The organism is Ruegeria sp. AL2 (assembly GCF_056540845.1).
Map to the genome: position 1 here is coordinate 126,482 of NZ_JBQFXM010000002.1, position 20,552 is coordinate 147,033.

The 20,552-nt window shown below is 57.1% G+C and carries 16 protein-coding genes; 9 read left to right on the forward strand and 7 right to left on the reverse strand.

Annotation, left to right across the window (positions count from 1 at the left end):
• Nucleotides 1-29: 29 nt before the first annotated feature.
• Nucleotides 30-1,976, forward strand: coding sequence for an FAD-dependent monooxygenase (locus tag ACR0ID_RS04510; RefSeq protein ID WP_480604065.1), 1,947 nt, complete (start codon nt 30-32; stop codon nt 1,974-1,976).
• A gap of 164 nt (nt 1,977-2,140) precedes the next feature.
• Here ACR0ID_RS04510 and ACR0ID_RS04515 read toward each other — a convergent pair whose 3' ends face one another.
• Together ACR0ID_RS04515 and ACR0ID_RS04520 are read right to left on the reverse strand one after the other, a co-directional pair.
• Nucleotides 2,141-3,151 carry an Ldh family oxidoreductase gene (locus tag ACR0ID_RS04515; protein ID WP_480604067.1) on the reverse strand — a complete coding sequence of 337 codons (1,011 nt, stop codon included), beginning with the start codon at nt 3,149-3,151 and terminating at the stop codon, nt 2,141-2,143.
• 31 nt (nt 3,152-3,182) lie between these two features.
• Entirely contained in the window at nt 3,183-5,612 is a 2,430-nt protein-coding gene (locus tag ACR0ID_RS04520; protein WP_480604069.1) for a GcvT family protein, read from the reverse strand.
• A 341-nt stretch (nt 5,613-5,953) separates the two neighbouring features.
• Here ACR0ID_RS04520 and xylB point away from each other — a divergent pair, with 341 nt between their 5' ends.
• From xylB to ACR0ID_RS04535, 3 genes are read left to right on the forward strand one after another with little or no spacing between them, the layout of a single operon-like run.
• On the forward strand, nt 5,954-7,411 hold the full coding sequence (gene xylB, locus ACR0ID_RS04525) for a xylulokinase (protein ID WP_480554612.1): 1,458 nt from the start codon (nt 5,954-5,956) through the stop codon (nt 7,409-7,411).
• Entirely contained in the window at nt 7,411-8,358 is a 948-nt protein-coding gene (locus ACR0ID_RS04530; protein ID WP_480604071.1) for an aldose epimerase family protein, read from the forward strand. Before xylB ends, ACR0ID_RS04530 begins: the two co-directional genes overlap by 1 nt.
• Nucleotides 8,355-9,653, forward strand: coding sequence for a cytochrome-c peroxidase (locus ACR0ID_RS04535; RefSeq protein WP_480604073.1), 1,299 nt, complete (start codon nt 8,355-8,357; stop codon nt 9,651-9,653). The genes ACR0ID_RS04530 and ACR0ID_RS04535 overlap by 4 nt, the downstream gene beginning before the upstream one ends.
• Here the strand turns inward: ACR0ID_RS04535 and ACR0ID_RS04540 are convergent, their stop codons facing one another.
• Nucleotides 9,654-11,165: a CRTAC1 family protein gene (locus tag ACR0ID_RS04540; RefSeq protein ID WP_480604075.1), complete on the reverse strand. Its 1,512-nt coding sequence runs from the start codon at nt 11,163-11,165 to the stop codon at nt 9,654-9,656. It lies immediately after the preceding gene.
• Entirely contained in the window at nt 11,155-12,372 is a 1,218-nt protein-coding gene (locus ACR0ID_RS04545; RefSeq protein WP_480493513.1) for an ROK family transcriptional regulator, read from the reverse strand. Before ACR0ID_RS04545 ends, ACR0ID_RS04540 begins: the two co-directional genes overlap by 11 nt.
• A 152-nt stretch (nt 12,373-12,524) precedes the next feature.
• Between ACR0ID_RS04545 and xylF the strand changes: the two genes are divergently transcribed.
• From xylF to ACR0ID_RS04570, 5 genes are all read left to right on the forward strand, one after another.
• A complete protein-coding gene (gene xylF / locus ACR0ID_RS04550) occupies nt 12,525-13,544 on the forward strand; it encodes a D-xylose ABC transporter substrate-binding protein (RefSeq protein ID WP_267364640.1) in 1,020 nt (339 codons plus the stop codon).
• 76 nt (nt 13,545-13,620) lie between these two features.
• Entirely contained in the window at nt 13,621-14,919 is a 1,299-nt protein-coding gene (locus tag ACR0ID_RS04555; protein WP_480493509.1) for a sugar ABC transporter permease, read from the forward strand.
• Nucleotides 14,919-15,716, forward strand: a complete 798-nt coding sequence (locus tag ACR0ID_RS04560; RefSeq protein WP_209504341.1) for an ATP-binding cassette domain-containing protein — start codon at nt 14,919-14,921, stop codon at nt 15,714-15,716. Before ACR0ID_RS04555 ends, ACR0ID_RS04560 begins: the two co-directional genes overlap by 1 nt.
• Before the next feature lie 10 nt (nt 15,717-15,726).
• Nucleotides 15,727-17,034 (forward strand): xylose isomerase, encoded by a 1,308-nt coding sequence (gene xylA / locus ACR0ID_RS04565; protein WP_480604078.1) that lies wholly within the window; start codon nt 15,727-15,729, stop codon nt 17,032-17,034.
• A gap of 216 nt (nt 17,035-17,250) precedes the next feature.
• Nucleotides 17,251-18,588 carry an MATE family efflux transporter gene (locus ACR0ID_RS04570; RefSeq protein ID WP_480604080.1) on the forward strand — a complete coding sequence of 446 codons (1,338 nt, stop codon included), beginning with the start codon at nt 17,251-17,253 and terminating at the stop codon, nt 18,586-18,588.
• A gap of 9 nt (nt 18,589-18,597) precedes the next feature.
• Here the strand turns inward: ACR0ID_RS04570 and ACR0ID_RS04575 are convergent, their stop codons facing one another.
• The 3 genes from ACR0ID_RS04575 to ACR0ID_RS04585 form a co-directional block, all read right to left on the reverse strand.
• Nucleotides 18,598-19,695 carry a M56 family metallopeptidase gene (locus ACR0ID_RS04575; protein WP_480604082.1) on the reverse strand — a complete coding sequence of 366 codons (1,098 nt, stop codon included), beginning with the start codon at nt 19,693-19,695 and terminating at the stop codon, nt 18,598-18,600.
• The gene (locus ACR0ID_RS04580; protein ID WP_480476368.1) at nt 19,682-20,077 is read right to left on the reverse strand and encodes a BlaI/MecI/CopY family transcriptional regulator; all 396 of its coding nucleotides are present in this window, start codon (nt 20,075-20,077) and stop codon (nt 19,682-19,684) included. Before ACR0ID_RS04580 ends, ACR0ID_RS04575 begins: the two co-directional genes overlap by 14 nt.
• A gap of 65 nt (nt 20,078-20,142) precedes the next feature.
• Nucleotides 20,143-20,547: a DUF2160 domain-containing protein gene (locus tag ACR0ID_RS04585; protein WP_480604084.1), complete on the reverse strand. Its 405-nt coding sequence runs from the start codon at nt 20,545-20,547 to the stop codon at nt 20,143-20,145.
• Between the last annotated feature and the right edge of the window lie 5 nt (nt 20,548-20,552).

The following is a 20,552-nucleotide window of genomic DNA, read 5'->3' on the forward strand; positions in this document are numbered from 1 at the left end:
ATTTATGTGAACCTGCGGAGGAGGGGACAATGCAATACTACGTTGATGGATTTCGTCCGGGTGACCCGGATATCAAACCGGCTGCGTTCGGTCGCCCCGGTCGCCCCGATCACCACGACCACCCCGCATCCATCCCCGAAAAGGTTGATGTTTTGATCGCGGGTTGTGGACCGGCCGGGCTTTGCCTCGCGGCGCAGCTGGCCGGGTTCGCCGAAATTTCGACAATGATCGTGGATCAAAAGCCGGGTCCAATGGAGAAAGGCCAGGCGGATGGCGTCAACGTCCGCTCGATGGAGATGTTTCAGGCGCTCGGTTTCGCTGAGAAAGTGAAGCGCGAAGCGTATTGGGTCAACCAAACGGCATTCTGGACGCCCGATCCCGCAAGCCCGGGCCACATCCGCCGGGCGGGCACGGTGCAGGACGTTGCCGAAGATCAATCCGAGATGCCACATACCTTGATGAATCAGACCCGGATTCATGAGCTGTTTCTGGATGTGATGAGAAACGCTCCAACGCGGCTGCAACCCCAATACGGGCTTCGTGTCAGCGATTTGACAATTGATACCGGTTCCACGGATCACCCCGTCACGGCAGAGCTTGAACGCTTGGGCGATGATGGTAGCGTGGTTGAACGGCTTACAGTGCGTGCCAACTATGTCGTAGGCTGTGACGGTGCACGCAGCAATGTGCGCAAGGCCATCGGGGGTAAGCTGCAAGGCGATGCCGCACATCAGGCGTGGGGCGTTATGGACATTCTGGCGAATTCCGATTTTCCCGATTTGCGGCGGAAATGCCTTGTTCAATCGGCATCGGAAGGAAACGTTCTGATCCTTCCGCGCGAGGGCGGATACCTGTTCCGAATGTATGTCGAGCTTGACAAACTGAACCCGGATGAGCGGATCGCCAACCGCAATCTGACGGCTGACCATATCATCGCTGCCGCGAACCGGATCATGCGTCCTTATTCCATCGACGTAAAAGAAGTCGTTTGGTGGTCGGTCTACGAGATTGGCCACAGGCTGACCGACAAGTTCGACGATGTTCCTAAGCATGAAGTTGCTACACGCACCCCGCGCGTTTTCACGGCGGGCGACGCCTGCCACACGCATAGCCCCAAGGCGGGTCAGGGGATGAACGTGTCGATGGGCGATACTTTCAACCTGGGCTGGAAACTGGTGCATGTGCTGACAGGAAGGTCAAAGCCTGATCTTCTTCACAGCTACTCGGCCGAGCGTTTGCAAGAGGCCAAAAGACTGGTCGAAACCGACCATAAATGGGCCCGGATCATGAGTGCGCCTCCGGGCGAGTCAGAGCTTGACGGCACCGATATGCCCAGATTTCAAAAACAGTTTATCGAAAATCTGGAGTTCACCGGCGGGCTTTCGGTTCACTATGGGCCTTCGGACTTGGTCGCCGAACCGGTTCACCAGCATCTGGCGCGTGGGCTGGTTATAGGCAAGCGATTTCATTCAGCACCAGTTGTCCGGCTTGCAGATGCCATGCCCATGCAACTGGGGCATGTGGCCGAAGCGGATGCGCGCTGGAGGCTCTATGCCTTCGCAGGACAGGGAGACGCAGGTACGCAAGGCGGATCGATCCATCAGCTTTGCGAGGTTTTGCAAAGCGATCCGAACTCTCCTCTGCGACGGTTTGTGCGCCCTGACGAAGACATCGACGGTTTGTTAGACCTACGGGCCATCTTCCCGCAGGATTTCATATCGCTGAATTATGAGGATATGCCGTCTCTTTTGAAACCCGAGAAGGGCAGGTATGGCCTGCGCGACTTCGAGAAGGTTTTTTGCGTTGATCACAAGAGGCGTGAAGACATCTACGAAATGCGCGGAATTGACCGGAGAAAGGGTTGTATGGTCGTCGTCAGGCCGGACCAATATGTGGCGCATATCCTGCCATTAGAGTGTCACGCTGACTTGTTTGACTTCTTCTCCAGGCTATTTGTTGCGGGCGGCGGTAGATAAGTGCGACGTCTTAGACCGCAATGGACCGCCGTTACGAGGGGAGAATGGACTGTCGCATCCGTGCTTGGTTCGGCAAGATTACCGCCTGTGCAAAGCTGCATTGACGCTTGAAGCCGCCCGTGTCGTAGGATGGCCCTCTAGCCAGAAAGCTGAGCGCGGGTATTTCAGGACGCGTTTAACGCGGCCAGAACCTCGGTGCTGACCTCAACACCGTCAGCCTCGGCTGCCGCCCGTTTGGCCAGACGCCCATCACCCGGAACACGGGCGTCCCCATTACCGACAATTTCTGAGCAAATGCGCGCGATATATTGATTGAAGGCCTCGTTGCCGAACCGCGTCGGATCAATCGCAATCAGTGTTGCACCGCCTTTGATGTTAAGGGCTCCGAACGCCTCACGTTCTTGATTGTTCACGGAAAGGGTTCCACCAGCCAGGGCGGCACCCAACACTTCAACCATGAAAGCGATTGCGGCGCCCTTGTGCTCGCCAAAAGGTAACAGGCTGCGGGTTTCCAGGATAGCGTTCGGGTCCGTACTGGGTGCGCCGTCAGGGTCCAGACCGGCAGGGTGGGGCAGGTCGTGCCCCTCGGCTGCGGCCATGCGGATATCCATCAAAGCAACCATTGAAGACGCCTGATCCCAGACTATCGGCGCACCGCCCTCGCGCGGACAGGCAAAAGACATCGGGTTGGTGCCAAATACCGGGCGCACCCCGCCTTGCGGCACCACCATGGACAATGAGTTGATCACGGCGAAAGCCACCAGACCAGCTTCGGCAAGCGGTTCGGTGTCAAACCTTAACGCGCCCAGATGGTGGCAATTTGCGCAGGTGAAAGCGGCAATGCCGTTTTCCCGCGTCATTTCGATCAACATGTCGCGGGCTTCGGCTGCCGCGACCTGATAATACCCGTTATCGGCGTCACAGCGCAGAACGCCCGGGGCAGCCTTTTCTATCTTTGGCTTCGCATTGCCGTTTGCATAGCCCGAGGTGAAGCTTTGGACATAGACCGGCAGCATACGCAATCCGTGGCTGCGCGGGCCGTCCCGCTCGGACCGGGTAACAATGTCGGCCAGAATATCGCTGCCCTGTGCATTAACTCCGGCAGAAACAAGTACGGCTTTCGCCAGCGCCCGAACCTCGGCAAGAGAAAGCGTTTTGATCGAGTGTTCGGTCATCTTTTCAAATCCAGTCTTTTTACTTCAGGGGTCAGGCACGCGCACGTGCGTTGGTGGGATCAACGGCGCAAGTATCGATCACCTCGGCATCGCGCATTTCGTTATGGACCAAAACCTGCATCCTTGCACCCGGCGCGGTCATATCGTTTGGTACAAGTGCCATCGCTATGTCGTGGTTGCAATAATAAGAAAACCCACCCGATGTAACGCGACCAATCAGTTCACCGTTTGCATAAACACCTTCATCGAACATCACCGAAGTTTCGCCAAAGGGAAGTTTCAACGTGACCAGCCGTTTGTGATTGCCCTCGTATCTCTGCTTCTCCAGCGCCGCTTTTCCGATGAACTCGCGTCCCTCGGTGACGACAAACCGATCAAGGCTGGCCTCATATGGTGTCATGTCCTTGCAAATCTCACGGTTGATGGCGCGATAGGATTTTTCAAGGCGCATGGACTCCAACGCCTCAAGCCCGAAGGGTTTTACACCGGCTTTCAAAAGCAGGTCGACAAGATGGCGGTTATACCCGACCGGATGGTGCAGTTCCCAGCCCAGCTCGCCTGTGTAAGATACCCGAAGCAGGTGAACGTCTTTGGCATAACCAACTTCACCTTTTTGTGCAGAGAGCCAGGGAAAAGCTGCGTTCGTCAAATCGTTGTCGGTCAGCGGTTGCAAAATCTCGCGCGCCTTGGGACCCGCCAGAGCGATCACACCCAACTGTTCTGAAACGTCTTCAAGGATAACCGATTGATCTTGTGGTAGCAGACGTTGCAGCTGATCCCAGTTATAGGCGCGCCAATTCGGGGTAGAGACCAGATAGAAATCATTCTCGGCATAGCGGACAACTGTGTATTCCGCATCCATGCCACCTTTTGCGTTCAACAACAGCGACAGGCTCATCCGGCCCACTTTAGGCAGTTTGTTTGCCATCAGACCATCCAGCCACCGCGCGGCGCCGGGACCGCGTACAGTAAACTTGGTCATTGGCGACATCTCGATGAACCCGGCCTCTTCGCGGGTGGTGTGCACTTCCTCCTGAACGCGTTCCATGTGATTGGTGCGGCGGAAAGAATGTTCAGGGATCGCCTCTTGCGGCGATTTGGCGAACCAGCGCGGGAATTCATAGCCGTTGAAGCTGGTCCAGACTGCGCCATGCGCCGTCAGCAGATCGTAAGACCCCACGGTTTTCATTGGGCGCGCGTCCGGGAAATCTTCGCCGGGGATATGCGCGTTCATATGTGTGCCCCAGGTTTCGCGAACCTTGTCCATGGTCCAGCGTTTAGAGGCGTAGTCCGAGAAACGGCGCGGGTCCAGTTCCGACATGTCCATGCCCGGATCACCGTCGACGATCCAACGGGCCAGCCGTTCGCCCACGGTGCCGCCCCACAGAATGCCGCCGGGCATCCCTTCGGCCAGCCACAGGTTATTGTGCCCTGGCGCTGGCCCGGCAAGTGGCAATTCGTCCGGCGTCATTTGGAAGGGTCCGCGCGTGTTGGCCTTGATGCCCACCTCGCCAAGGACCGGAACCCGCTCAATAGCCCGTTCCCATTGGGTTTCCACGGCATCGAAATCCTCGGGCAAGAGGTCTGCGCCAAAGTCAGGTGGAACGCTGTCTTCGGCAAACAGCTTCAGGTCCTTGGTGAACTCATAGGGCCCGAACTGAATGCCGCCGACATCTTCGCGTAGATATGCGCCGTAATCCTCATCCCGCAGGATCGGGAACTCGGGCAAACCCTGCGCACGACGTTCCTTGAGCAGTGGAACTGTTTCCGTGGTCCAGTACTGGTGAACGATGGGAATGCAGGGCAGGTCCAGCCCAACGCGTCGGGCATTTTCACGGGCATAATTGCCGGTGGCAAAAACCAAATGCTTGCACGTGATCTCTCCCTGATTGGTGGTCACTTTCCAATGACCGCTTTCCAACTTTTCATACGCCTGTGCTTCGGTGTTCTGATAGACTGTGGCGCCCGCATCTCGCGCCAGCTTTGCCATTGCCATGGTGATGTCGGCCGGGTTCACATAGCCGTCCTCGGTATGCAGGATACCGCCGCGAATATGCTCAGACTGGTTCAGAAGGGGATGAACATCGGCAATTTCCGCGGGCGTCAGCAGTTTGCAGGGCACACCTGCAGCCTCGGCAATCGAGATATATGACTGGAATTCATCCCAACGTTTCTGGGTGTTGGCAACGCGCAGCTGACCCACTTTGCGCAAGCCTACCGACGTACCCATCTTCTGTTCGACTTCTGAATAGATGCGGATGGTTTCCATCGTCATCTTCGACACGTTATGGGACCGCACGAAGGTGACCAGCAGACCGGCGGCATGCCAGGTCGAGCCTGAGGTCAGTGTGGTCCGTTCCAGCATCACCGCATCGCTACAGCCGTGCTGTGTCAGACCGTACAGAATGGACGCGCCCACACATCCGCCGCCAACGACAACAACTTTGGCATGTGATTTCATTCGCCGATTTCCTTCTTGCGACTGATCATGGTGTCAGAAGCTCTGCCTGCCCGAAATCAGTAAGATGAGAACATTCCGAAGTTTTTACGGAAACATGTTGCCAGACAATCGCAAAAAATTTCTCCCGCGGCTTAGTTCAGGTCACCTCTTATCGGGCACCTTCGTATTGGTCGCTGTCTGGGTCTGGGTCATTCAGTGCTGTCCAGGACGACATCATTTTTATATTCCTTGTCTTGTTTCACCTTGTGATGTTAGCGCAAACTGTGCCAGTGAAACCTGATGCCTTTGCAAAACTGGGTTTCTGTTGCCTCAGTATTGCGGCTTACAAATGGGAGGAGCAGGTGTATCTCGGTCTTGATTTGGGGACGTCAGGTCTTCGGGGAATTGTGGTCAGTGAAGACGGTGACGTCGTTGCCGAGGCCGAAGCGAGCGTGAACACATCGACACCGCATCCGGGCTGGTCAGAGCAGGAACCTGCGGATTGGGTTGAAGCGTGTCAAAAGGTCGTTGCCCAGTTGCAGGGGCAAAACAGCGCTGCGTTTTCGGCAGTGCGGGGCATAGGTCTGAGCGGGCATATGCATGGCGCAACGCTTCTGGACCGAAATGGTAGCGTATTGAGGCCCTGTGTCCTTTGGAACGACACAAGGTCTGCCCGTGAAGCTGCCGAACTGGATGCGCTTTCCGCGATGCGATCGATCACCGGAAACATCGTTTTTCCCGGCTTCACTGCGCCCAAGCTGGAATGGATGCGCAGGCATGAACCTGACGTTTTTGAAAAAACCTCCAAAGTCTTGCTCCCCAAAGACTATTTACGCTTCTGGCTGACCGGAGAATACATAAGTGAAATGTCCGACAGCGCGGGTACAGCGTGGTTGGACGTCGGACGTCGGAAATGGTCGGAAACAGCGCTTGAGCTCAGCCACATGCGCCGGGATCAGATGCCCGAACTGGTCGAAGGCAGCGCCGTCGGGGGCGAGCTGAGGGCGGAGATATTGCAGCACTGGGGCCTGACCGGACCCGTAGTCGTTGCGGGCGGGGCAGGCGACAACGCCGCGGCTGCCTGTGGTATAGGAAGTATCGCCGAAGGCAGCGGTTTTCTATCGCTGGGAACGTCGGGTGTGCTGCTGGTTGCCAAGGACAGTTACGCGCCCGCACCGGAAACGGCGGTTCACTGCTTCTGCCACGCGGTGCCGGACCACTGGATTCAAATGGGTGTCATCCTGTCGGCGACCAACAGTCTGAACTGGCTGTCCCGGAACCTCGGCCAATCCGTTGGTGCACTCGCATCGGCGTTGCCGGATACCGTCACCGGGCCGTCGAAGACCAAGTTCCTGCCATATCTGTCGGGGGAACGTACCCCTCATAATGACAGCGCTATCCGGGGGGCGTTTATGGGGCTGGATATTGCGTCGGATCCAGAGGATCTTGCACAGTCCGTGATGGAAGGTGTCTCGTTCGCGCTGCGAGATTGCCTTGAGGCCCTCAGGAGCACGGGAACCAAGCCTGAAAGCCTGATGGTCGTCGGTGGGGGCGCACGATCCCGTTTCTGGGTCGAGACGCTGGCAACTGTTCTGAACATCCCGCTTGCCTTGCCTAAAGGCAGTGAATTCGGAGCCGCCATAGGCGCGGCACGCCTTGCTGCCTGTGCAGTAAAAGATGCAGACCCGGCGGAACTCATGACATCGCCAGAAATCTCTGAAATTGTTCAGCCGCGCGCGGGGTTATTCGACGCCTATGAGGCTGAATATCAAAGATACCGCCAGTTTTATGCGGCACTATCCCCCTTGTCTGCGCCATGATGAAGGGCGTCACTTCCCTACCCATCGAACAGGTTGTTCTGGAAGATGGTGCGATGTCGGTTTCCCTGCTGAGCTATGGGGCGATCACACAAGGTTGGTGGATCGGTGAAACGCCCTTGATCCTGGGCTATCCAAACCCGCAGGAATATCTGACGGACCCATATTATCTGGGTGCAATCGTGGGTCGCGTCGCCAATCGGATCGGTGGCGCAAAGTTTAAAATGCAGGATGCCGCTTATCGCCTGACAGCGAATGAGGGGGAAAACACGCTGCATGGCGGTGCGCTCGGGCTGTCGCGCAGCCACTGGATTATCAGGAAGACTAAGCCGAACCGTGCGGTTCTTTCCTTGACGTCACCTGACGGCGATGATGGTTTTCCCGGAGAAATCAGGTTCGAGATTCATGTCAAGCTGGCTTTTCCACGGCTGACTTACACGATCACCGCATGGCCGGACCGGCCTACGCCGATCAGCATTGCGCAGCACAATTACTATACTCTTGGGCGCCAAAGCGGTATTCTTGACAGCCGGTTGGCCCTGAATTCAAAGCGGGTACTGGAACTGGACGACAGCTCCATTCCGACAGGCGTCGTGAATGAGATCGAAAACCAAGGGCTGGATTTCTCATCCGTGCTCGTTATCGGTGATGAGGGGCGTGGCCTTGACCACTACTTCGTGTTTGAAGAGGCGGGCAAATCAAATCGACCGGTTGCAACGGTTGAAACACCGTCAGGTTTGCGCATGAATGTTTACTCTGATCAGCCCGGCGCGCAGGTCTATTCCGCCGCGCACCTGTCTGATCCTTTCACGCCATGCGCAGGGCTTTGCATTGAGCCTTCCGGTTACACGGACGCTGTGAACCACCCCTTGTTTCCGTCCGTCATCTATTCTCCGGACAAACCCTATAAACAAGTTCTGACGTTGGAAATCTCAGGGGATCAGGTATGAGAGTTGGGATATCGGTGTATGCTCTGGCCTTTTGCGTGACACTGTCGGCGGCGCAGGCGCAGGACCTCGGGCCGCTTCCTCAATTTGTAGAACCGGACCTTGCCAAGGTCGAACTGGGACAGTTGCTGTTTTACGACCCGATCCTGTCGGGGAACAAAAACATCAGCTGCGCCACTTGTCATCATCCGAAACTGGGAACGTCAGACGCGCTGTCTCTGGGTATCGGTGAAGGCGGTGTGGGGCTGGGGGCAGCGCGCAGGCTTGATCAGGAAAACATGCCCGAGCAGCGCATTCCCCGAAATGCACCGGGGCTGTGGAACCTTGGGGCGCTGGAATTCACCACCTTCTTTCATGACGGGCGTCTTGAGGCAGACCCGTCACAGCCTGACGGGTTCAGAACGCCCTTGGGCACAGATATGAGGCCGGGCTTCCAATCTGCACTGGCCGCGCAAGCGATGTTCCCGGTCTTGTCGGCTGACGAAATGGCGGGCCACTATTCGGAAAACGAAGTGAGCAAAGCCGTACGTCTTGGTTTGCTGACCCAAAAGGATGGCGCATGGGATCTTATCGCGGCGCGTGTTGCCGCAATCCCGGAATACAGGACACGCTTTGACCAGCTCGCGCCCGGAGAAGAGATCACTTTTACCGCAATCGCCAATATCATTGCTGATTTCATCGCTTTTGAATGGCGCGCTGACAACAGCCTGTTTGATCGTGCGCTGCAAGGAAAAGAGGTGCTGCCCGAGCAGGCGCAAATGGGGCTCGACCTTTTTTACGGCAAGGCCGGGTGCAGCACCTGCCATTCCGGCTGGTTCCAGACGGATCATGGGTTTCATTCTATCGCCATGCCGCAAATCGGGCCGGGAAAAGCCGCCCGGTTCGAGAACCATGTTCGCGATGACGGGCGATTGCGTGTGACGGGCAATGCGGATGACGCCTTCACATTTCGCACGCCATCCTTGCGTAATGTAACCCTGACGGCACCCTATGGTCACAACGGAGCCTACGCGCGGCTTGAAGATGTTGTCCGTCATCATCTGGATCCGGTTGCAGCTTTGCGCAGCTACTCGATCGAAAAAGCAGCGTTGCCAGAGTTTCCGGGCGCGGAAGATCAAAAAGCCTTGCTCGACCCCACGTTGATCGAGGCGATTGCAGCGTCGAATGAACTGGCCCCAATCAGCCTGAGTGATGACGAGGTGAACGCCATTCTGAGTTTCCTCAGCACACTGGAAGACCCGGCAGTCCGGCTGGGTGTGCCTGCGCATGTGCCCAGCGGTTTGCCTGTTGATCAATGATCAGCGGTCGATGCGAAGCACCTGATTGCTTCTGAAGGGCTGCCAATCACCAACTGTGCCGTCTGGCCAGATAACCCGCAGCGCCAGTTCGTCCGCGTTGCCCAGGCCAAAGTGATGAAGCCCTGAGATGCCGCTTGCGTGACCGCCGCCAATGGTCACTTCCCGTGTTTGAATTCCGTCGGCGGTTTTGACCTCGATGAAGCTGCCAACAGCTGCGCGGTTGGAACGATCCTGGCCAAGATCAACCTGAACCCAGTTTCCAAGTTGTTGTTCGTTCTGAAATACTTCAAGCGCTGACCCGCGATTGACCACGACCAGATCAAGCGATCCATCCCCGTTCAGGTCCGCCAGAGCTCCACCGCGAGACTTGCCCATAGAGGCAACACCCGCCGCTGAGGCAGCTTCGAAAAACTGATCATTTGCGGATTGCAGCAACAGGTTGTTGGGGTCGGTTTGCGCCGCGTCGGGCATCTGTTCGACATTGCCCTTGGCGACAAATATGTCGTCGCGCCCGTCGTTATTGACGTCGCCGAACTGCGCATGCCAGCCGGTTGAGGGACGGCCATCGCCACCAACATGCGGCCTGTGCGCCGTTGTTCCCCGGTCATAAGTCGCGTCGCGCCATGTCGGCCCCTCGGCAGTGGTATCAAAGATCTGAAACTTCTGGTCCCCCATCGAGGTCAGGTAAACATCCGGGAAGCCGTCCCCTGATATATCCCTTGATGCAATCCCCATGCCCCAGATCGAATAGGGCAGCCACCCATCTTCCGGCGCGTAAAGGCGTGGCGTGTCTTCCATAGCCCAAAGCTGCTCTTGCCCGCCGCGCACATAGTAATGTCGGTCGTTACTGACACGCAGATCCGCGCGCCCGGTGCGCGCCCAGTCGGAAAACAGAATGGACAAGGAACAATGTCCCGGTACCAGGTGGAGAGGTGGGCCATAGGCCGCCCCTTCGGGGCGATACAAAAGCGTCGGCCCGCAGGCTTCAAACGGGCCATCGGGGTTGGTTCGGTCGACATATGTTCCAAAAGCCAGTGTCGGCAGGGTTTGACCGCTTTCCCAGGTGGCGGAGAATCCGGTGGTCCAGTGATCCTGAGACTGGAAATTCAACGAGGTGAACGGTTCGAATGCGCAATTTGGTTTGCCACGCAACAAAACGTCTTCACCAACGCGCAATACTGCCAGGTCCACAAACCCGTCTCCATCGATATCCAGTGGGTAAGCGCCGGTCACGCCGGTCAGAGACAGTGCGCTTGGCGTTTCTGACCGAAAACTGACATTGGGTCCTGATGTGTTGACAAACAATTGAGCCGGATTAGTTCCTCCTGCGGCAAACAGCTCGGGCCGATCATCGCCGTTGCAGTCAAAAACGGCAACGCCTCCGCCGACGAAGTGCTCCCACCCGCCGTCGTAAACATGGCTGGGGACGTCGATGCTGTGAAACTGTGGCAGGCTGATGTCAGCCAAGGCGGCAGACGCTGTCGCTAGCAGGATCGTCAGTTCAACTCGCATTTTCCGCCAGTTCCCTGACTTTCAAAATCGAGACTTGTTCGATCCCATAGGCCGCCGCCCCTTTTGCCCACATTGAATCCCCCCAATGGTTTACGTTGATTTCAGGCAGCGGCGCGTCAACGCTGACAACACCGTTATTGATGCGGGTCATCACTGCGTCGGAATGCAGGTATTCAAAGCTGCCTCGGGTGCCGGACAGGATGATACATTCCGGATCGAACAGATTGATCAGGTTGGAAAGCCCCATTCCAAACATCTGACCAGCGCGCGACAAAACGGAAATGGACCGGGCATCACCGGATTGGGCAGCTGCGTGAATATCAGCAAGAGTGTGCGGGTCAGTAGCCTGGCTGGCAATGGTTGCCTCGCGGATCAGGGCATATTCCCCAACATAAGCTTCAAGGCATCCGCGCTGCCCGCACTGACATAACGCGCCATCCAGCTGAACTTTGACATGCCCGAATTCCGCACCGCAGCCGCGCTCGCCGCGATATAGCTTGCCATCCAACACAATGCCCAGACCAATGCCGTGTTCTATCGTGACAACCAGAAAGTTCTTCAACCCTTTGCCAAGCCCGAAAAGCTGTTCGGCCTTTGCAACCAGATTAGCGTCATTCTCGATGAACGCGGGGCAGGGGAGCACTTGAGACAGAAGCGGGCTCAGATCCACGTTGCGCACTGTCAGCGAAGATGACCAATGTACAAAGTTCCGCTCTGCGTCGACCAATCCGGCAATGCCTATGCAGACGCCGGAGACGTCTGTCAGGGACTTGCTTGCAGAGACGCAGGCCTGTTCCAGCGCCGCGCATATCTTTTTTGCAAACGCCTCCGGGGCCATCCGGGCCTCCTCCAGCGGATGAGTGTAAGAGGTGATCTCGGTGCCTTCAAAATCGACCAAGATGACTGAAATCTGGTGCCGGGCCACTTTTACACCGGCAATCAGGTGACATCCGCCATGCAGCTTCAGCAGCACACGTGGTCTGCCGCGGCGCGCGGATTTTGACGGTGTTTCGCTTTCGATTTCCTGAATCAGACCAGCTGAAAGCAGATCTGACGTTGCCGCCGTCACTGTCGCTGGGCTGGTCTCAAGCGCGCTTGCAATGTCGATCCGCGATATCGCGCCGGTCGACCGGATTTGTTCCAGTACACGCAAACGGGTGATGTTTCGTTGATCCGTAGCGTTTGAAGAAACCTTGCTTTTCAGCATCCTGCCCTCACGAATCTGGTGATTTCCTAAGCGTAAGCGGTTTTTCTTCTTTCCGGTAGCATAAATATTTTACTGACTGAAATAAATATGATACTCAGAATTGTGAGAGCCACGAATCATGAAGCGATGGCTCGATAAACCGGGAGGAAATCATGAAACGAATTCTCAGCGCTTCTGCTGTGGCTGTCCTGATGGGGACGGTTGCGTTTGCAGAAACCACGGTCGGTGTCAGCTGGTCGAACTTCCAGGAAGAGCGCTGGAAAACCGATGAAGCGGCAATCAAAGCCGCGCTTGAGGCGGGCGGTGCCGAGTATATTTCGGCAGATGCGCAATCGTCGTCGGCCAAGCAGTTGTCGGATATTGAAAGTCTGATCGCCCAGGGCGTTGATGCGCTGATCATTCTGGCGCAGGATTCCCAGGCCATCGGACCGGCTGTTCAGGCAGCGGCCGACGAAGGTATCCCAGTCATCGCATATGACCGTCTGATCGAAGATGATCGGGCCTTCTACCTGACCTTTGACAATGTCGAAGTCGGTCGTATGCAGGCGCGTGCGGTGTTCGACGCCATGCCCAAGGGCAACTATGTGATGATCAAGGGCTCGCCCACCGACCCGAACGCGGATTTCCTGCGCGGTGGTCAACAGGAGATCATTCAGGGTGCTGTTGACAGTGGTGACATTGTGATCGTTGGCGAAGCCTATACCGACGGCTGGCTGCCTGCGAACGCGCAGCGCAACATGGAACAGATCCTGACCGCCAACGAAAACAAAGTTGATGCTGTGGTCGCGTCAAATGACGGAACCGCAGGCGGTGTAGTTGCTGCACTGACCGCACAAGGTATGGACGGCATTCCGGTGTCGGGTCAGGATGGCGACCATGCGGCGCTGAACCGGGTGGCCAAAGGCACGCAAACCGTTTCGGTCTGGAAAGACGCACGTGAGCTGGGCAAGGCCGCAGGTGAAATCGCGGTCGCGCTGAGCGGTGGAACGGCTGCGGCGGACGTCGAAGGCGCGGTCAGCTGGACTTCGCCCGGTGGGACTGAGATGACGTCTGTCTTCCTGGCGCCTGTGCCGATCACAAAAGACAACCTTTCCGTTGTGGTCGATGCTGGCTGGATTCCGCTGGAAGACCTGTGCCAGGGCGTCGAAAACGGCCCTGCACCCTGCAACTAAGTCAAGTCTCCAAACCATAACGTCTCTGGCCCGCAAGGCCGGGCCAGAGACCATAGCTGAACATGAAAGATCGGATATGACCGAAACTTCGTCTCAGCCGGTACCCCAAAAAGCAAAGGCCAACCTGTTCCAGCAACTGGAACTGGACATGCGGCTATTGGGCATGATCGGCGCCTTCATCATCCTGTGCATCGGCTTCAACATCGTAACGGATGGCCGTTTTCTGACGCCCAGAAACCTGTTCAACCTGTCGATCCAGACCGTCTCGGTCGCGATAATGGCCTGCGGTATGGTGTTCATTATCGTGATGCGCCACATTGATCTTTCGGTCGGCGCGCTGCTGGCGACCACATCCGCCGTCATGGCGATGACACAGACCGAACTTCTGCCGAACGTGCTGGGGTTAGGTTTAAATCACCCGGCGACTTGGGCAATCACCCTTGTTGTTGGCCTCGCAGTCGGAACCTTGATCGGCGCATTCCACGGTTGGATGGTAGGCTATCTGACCATACCGGCCTTTATCGTGACGCTTGGCGGTTTTCTGGTCTGGCGCAACGTCGCCTGGTACATGACCGATGGCCAGACTATCGGCCCGCTGGACAGCACCTTCCTGATATTTGGCGGAACCAACGGGACATTGGGAACAACGGTCAGCCTTCTGTTCGGCCTTGCCGCCACCGCTATTGCGGTTTGGGCGTTGTGGAGCGGTCGACGCTCCAAGGCTGCCCATGGGTTTCCTGTGAAACCGGTTTGGGCTGAAACTACATTGGCGGGGATCATTGGCATCGCCATTATGGGCTATGTCTTGATCGTCAACAGCTACTCGATTCCCACCCGCAGGCTGGAACGTATGTTCGAAGCGCGCGGCGAGGCCCTGCCTGAGGGGCTTGTTGTGGGTTATGGTATCCCGATCTCGGTTCTGATCCTGATCCTTGTTGCGGTAACCTTGACTGTTGTGGCCCGCAAAACCCGCTTTGGCCGCTATATCTTTGCCACGGGGGGCAACCCGGATGCGGCGGAACTGTCGGGCATCAACACTCGCATGATGACCGTCAAGATCTTTGCCCTGATGGGGTTCCTGTGTGCGCTGTCGGCGGTCGTGGCTTCGGCCCGCCTGGCCAACCACTCGAACGATATCGGCACATTGGATGAGCTGCGCGTGATTGCTGCGGCCGTAATCGGCGGCACGGCGCTGTCCGGTGGTATCGGTACGATCTACGGCGCGATCCTTGGCGCGCTGATCATGCAGGCGCTTCAATCGGGCATGGCTATGGTTGGCGTGGACGCACCGTTTCAGAACATCGTCGTGGGCACCGTTCTGGTTTTGGCCGTCTATATCGACATCGTCTATCGCAAACGTCTGGGAGCGAAATGATGCAAGCACAAGAAACACAGAACCAAACTTCGGGCCGAGGGTCCGGCCAGCCTCCTCTTGTCGAAATGCGCGATATCTCGATTTCGTTCGGCGGCATCAAGGCGGTGGACCGTGTCTCGGTCGACTTGTACCCGGGCGAGGTTGTGGGTCTTCTGGGCCACAACGGGGCCGGTAAATCTACGCTGATCAAGGTGCTTTCGGGTGCCTATCAGAAGGACCACGGAGAGATCCTGATCGACGGCAAGAAGGTTGAGATCAACAACCCCCGCGATGCGCGTGCCAACAATATCGAGACGATCTATCAGACGTTAGCCTTGGCGGACAATCTGGATGCAAGTTCGAACCTTTTCCTGGGGCGGGAGATGGTCACGCCTTTCGGGTTGGTCAACGATGCCGCGATGGAGGCCGAATGCCGCAAGATCATGGCACAGCTGAACCCGAACTTTCAGAAGTTCAACGACCCGGTCTCGGCGCTATCCGGTGGTCAGCGGCAGTCGGTGGCCATAGCGCGTGCGGTATATTTCAATGCGCGCATCCTGATCATGGACGAGCCCACAGCCGCGCTTGGCCCGCACGAAACACAGATGGTGGCGGACCTGATCCAACAGCTCAAGGCGCAGGGGATCGGGATATTCCTGATCGACCACGACGTGCATGCAGTGATGGAGTTGTGCGACCGGGCTTCGGTCATGAAAAACGGGCAACTGGTTGGCACTGTCGACATCGCCGATGTCACGGACGACGATCTGCTGTCGATGATCATTCTGGGCAAAAAGCCTGGCGAAAAGACGGAATGAGGTAAACGAGATGACGAGCGGTTTCTTTCAGGGGATCGAGCAGGTCCAATTCGAGGGCGAGAACAGTAAGAACCCGCTCGCATTCCGTCACTACAACCCGGACGAGATCGTGATGGGTAAGCGTATGGAGGATCACCTGCGTTTTGCCGTGGCGTGGTGGCACTCGTTCGCCTGGGAAGGCGGGGATCCGTTTGGCGGCTCGACTTTTGAACGTCCATGGCATCCGCAAGATGACATGGGCCGCGCCAAAATGAAGGCCGATGTTGCCTTTGAGATGTTCGAGATCATTGGTCAGCCCTATTTCTGCTGGCATGACGCGGATATCCGTCCCGAACAGGGCAATTTTGCAGAAAACCTGCGAACGCTGAATGAGATCACTGACTATATCGGTGAAAAGATGCAGGTGTCTGGCACCAGGCTGTTGTGGGGCACAGCCAATATGTTCAGCCACCGTCGCTGGATGGGGGGTGCCAGTACCAACCCCGACCCAGATGTCTTTGCATTTGCCGCCGCCACGGTGAAATCCTGTTTGGACGCGACCCACAAGCTGGGCGGCGAAAACTATGTGCTTTGGGGTGGGCGCGAGGGCTACGAGACGCTGCTCAATACCGACATGAAGGCCGAACTGGATCATATGGGCCGGTTCCTGAACATGGTGGTCGAGTACAAGCACAAGATCGGCTTCAAAGGCACGATCCTTGTAGAACCCAAACCGCAGGAGCCGTCCAAGCATCAATATGATTTCGATGCGGCAACCTGCATCGGTTTCCTGCGCAAGTACGGCCTTGAGGATGAGGTAAAGCTGAACCTGGAACAAGGGCACGCAATCCTGGCAGGACACAGTTTTGAACATGAGATCGCTGTTGCCGCGGCTGAGGGTATGCTTGGGTCCATCGATATGAACCGGAACGATTACCAGTCCGGGTGGGATACGGATCAGTTCCCCAACAACACACCCGAGGTTGCGCTGGCTTATTACCACATCCTGAAAGCGGGCGGGTTTACCACGGGTGGCACGAACTTCGACGCTAAACTTCGCAGGCAATCCATCGACGCCGAAGACCTGATCGCTGCGCATGTGGGCGGGATGGATATCTGTGCCCGGGGCCTGAAAGCAGCAGCCGCTATGCTTGAAGATGGTGGGCTGGAACAGGCACTGGCCGACCGGTATGCAGGCTGGAAAACGCCCAAGGCTCAGGCGATGCTGAATTCCGACCTCGACGAGATTGCGGCACGGGTGCTTGCCGAAGACCTCAATCCTCAGCCGCGCTCGGGGCGTCAGGAAGTGCTTGAGAATTACGTGAACCGCTTTGTGTAATTCCGGCCGGCTCAGCCAGAACTCAAAATAATCGGTGTACAAAGCCCCGGAAACGCGTGAGTTTACTTAGGCGTTGCCCGGGGCTTTCCCTTGTCGAACGCAGTGGCATCATGGGCCCGTCTGGGTCGCGCAGGTGGGACGACCAGAGTATTGGTGGAAAAATCATCAGGTAAGGCAATCTTTCTAAGCGGCAACCTGATGCTACATGTGACGCGCATGTCGCTGACCACGAGCATCGGATTGATGGCGATCTTTGCTGTCGATTTTGTCGATATGGTCTTTATCTCGATGCTGGGCAACGACGCGCTGGCCGCAGCGGTAGGTTATGCCGGGACGCTGCTGTTTTTTACGAACGCCATCAATATCGGTCTGTCGATTTCTGCCGGGGCGCTGGTCGCGCGTGAGTTGGGCGGCGGGCGGGTCGAACAGGCAAGGCAATACGCGTCCAGTGTCGCCGTGCTGGGGCTGATCGTCGGGTTGGTAACCTCAGTTTTGGTGCTGCTGTACGTCAGCTTTCTGCTGTCGCTGCTTGGCGCAAAGGGCGAGGTTTTGCGGCTGGCGACGCGCTATGTCTCTATCATTCTGCCGACTATGTGGGTGATGTCGATTGCGATGGCGGCGATGGCTGTGCTGCGCGCCCACGGCGATGCGCGCCGATCAATGATGGCAACGATTTACGGCGGCGTTGTGAATGCAGTTCTTGACCCGATTTTGATATTTGCCGTTGGACTGGGGTTGGATGGGGCCGCGATAGCCTCAGTTCTGGCGCGGCTATGTATGTTGGGCGCAGCCTTATGGCCCGCGCTGCGGGTGCATCAGGGGTTTGCACGCCCATCGATGAAACAGGTGGCACAGGATTTTCGGCCCGTGCGGGCCATCGCAATCCCTGCTGTTCTGACGAACGTCGCCACGCCGATCGGGAATGCCATCGTTGTTCGGGAAATCGCGCAGTTCGGAACGGATGCAGTTGCGGGCATGGCGGTGATCGGGAGGCTGTTGCCGGTGGCGTTTTCGGTCATCTTTGCGCTGTCCGGCGCGATAGGGCCAATCATCGGGCAGAATTTCGGGGCAGAAAAATTTGATCGCGTGCGCACTGCGTTTCTGGCCGGGATCAAGTTCACCGCAATCTATGTACTTTGCATGTCGGCTATTTTGTTTTTGCTGCGGTCCCCAATTGCAAATTTGTTCGCAGCCCAGGGGGAAACGCGCGTACTAATTTACTTGTTCTGTGGCCCGCTGGCATTGGCTTCTTTCTTCAACGGTGTGATTTTTGTGACAAATGCCAGTTTCAACAATCTAGGCCATCCGGTCTATTCCACGTGGATAAACTGGGGTCGTCACACCATTGGCACATGGGTGTTTGCCACAATTGGCTCACAAATCGCCGGGGCGTCGGGCGTTCTGTTGGGGCAGGCTTTTGGGGGCGTCATCTTTGCTGTCATAGGATGGGTTCTTGTCGCGCGCGTTGTTGCGCGGCTGGAACGCGTGCAATCGCCCGAGCCTTTTACCGATCAGGGGCGACTTCACTCGCTGTTCGGGCGTCGCGGCTGGTAAGCGATCAGGTCAGTTCCCCTGATTGCGCGCCTCCAGTCGTTCCAAGTTGACCACCGTTGACAGCATCAGGCGGTCATGGCTCCAATCCCGTGTCTGCTGGATTGAGGCCGACCCCAGAGCCAAAAGGGCGCCAAAGATCAGCGTCATGCCGAGGAACAATGCCGGCAAGGCGGGGACCGAAGGCTGAACATCGGTCAGTGCGATTACACGTTGCCGCAGTACGCGCTTTGCCTTGCCGCCTGTCACAAAAGCAACATTCAGAACGCGTGGGCTGTTGGTTGAGATTGTCCGGGCGCAATAGTCCAGCAGGCACGCCGTGTATTCCCGCGCATCAATCCGTTTGCGCGCAACAACCGACTGGTCACAGGCCAACTCGCGCAGCCGGCCGAATTGATACTTGAGCATCAGGTAGGCAGGGTTCCAGAACAAAAGCGGACGCAGCAGCTCAAACCCCAGTTCCCATTCCACATCACCAGTACGGATATGCTGAAACTCGTGAGCGAGCGCAAAACGCAACTCTCGCGGGGTGTCCAGCAAATGGCTAGGCAGAACGACGTGGCGGCGGCGAAGTCCGCGCACGGCGAACGGCACGGTGATGCGATCGGACAGGCGAATATCCACCTTGGCAGACCGCCGCCAAAGAAAACTGGAATTGACAGTCTGACGGATCGCCATTGCGTCCCGCAAGGCACGCGCGGCGTACATGGCTGCGACACAGGCAAGTATGGCGGCAACGAGGGTGATCACAGGTTGCTGTCCCGTCAATGCAAGATCTACCCACCTTTCGCGAGTGTTCAGCAGTGCTTCGAACTGCGTGGCAGGCATTGCGATGTCACCGCGCAGATAGGCCGCAACAGCGATATCGCCAAGGGCCACGGCACTGCCCGGCCATGCGTAAGTCGCCAGCGACGAAACGCCAACCGCCAGAAACGGGCTGGCAAGGACGCAGATGCACAGGGTCTTGAGGGCCCGCAACTGTACAACATAGCCATTGCGCAGGGCGGTGCGGCTTAGGGCCGTGCGGGTCATCAGCCAGATGACCGCCGAAAAGGCCAGCACGATGTTGAGTTCGATGAATGCGTCGAGAACCGGTCTAACCGCTGTCATTTTGCAGTCTCCTCTCTACCAGTGCTCGAATTTCCTCCAGGTCGGCTTCGCTCAGCCCCGCGTCGTCGACCAGCCGCGCCACCAGTGTGGCGGGGGTGTCGTCAAAAAGCGTGCGCGACAGATTTTGCAGCGAACGGGCCTGATATCTGTCCTTTTCCAGAAGCGGAGTATAGATCAGGGTTTTTCCCGACTTCTGGCTTTCCACAAAACCCTTCTCGTCCAGAATGCGCAGGATCGTGGCCCCGGATGTATAGGCCAGGTTGCGTTCTGACGGCAGGCGGTCCAGGACATCACGCACCGAGCCTTGCCCGAGGGCCCAGAGCTCGTTCATGAACTCCAGTTCGACCTCGGTCAGCAGATTTGTCGTCTTTTTCTTTCGCATCGGTCTCGGTGTCGTCATGGTTATTATGCCTGACAGACAAGCATCCTTTCGCGATTTCTCAAAGTCTAAACTTTCCAGAACACAAAAACGCCCCAGCCAATCGACAGGAATAGCGGTGTCCAGACCGGTTGCCCGACCAATCCAAGCCACGCCAGGAAAATGTACGCGGACCCCAGAAGGGTTATGAACAGGCGATCCCCTAGCGTGGTTGTCAGCCCCAGAACCCCGCGTCGTTCAATCCCGTCGCGGAACTTGAAACCTTCCAGCAGGCCAATGCATGCTATGGCCGAGAAGATGCCGACAAACACGGCCAGCGTGGCAGGTGTCCATGCCATCCAGAAATCGGGCCACAAGGGGTCCGTCCACGAGAACCCTTTTTCGGCCTCCTGTCCGACATTGCCCCATCCGGCCTTGGCCTGGGCAAAGGCTGCTGAGGGCACGAAGGGGAGGGTGAGAAGCAGTTTTCGCATGTCGA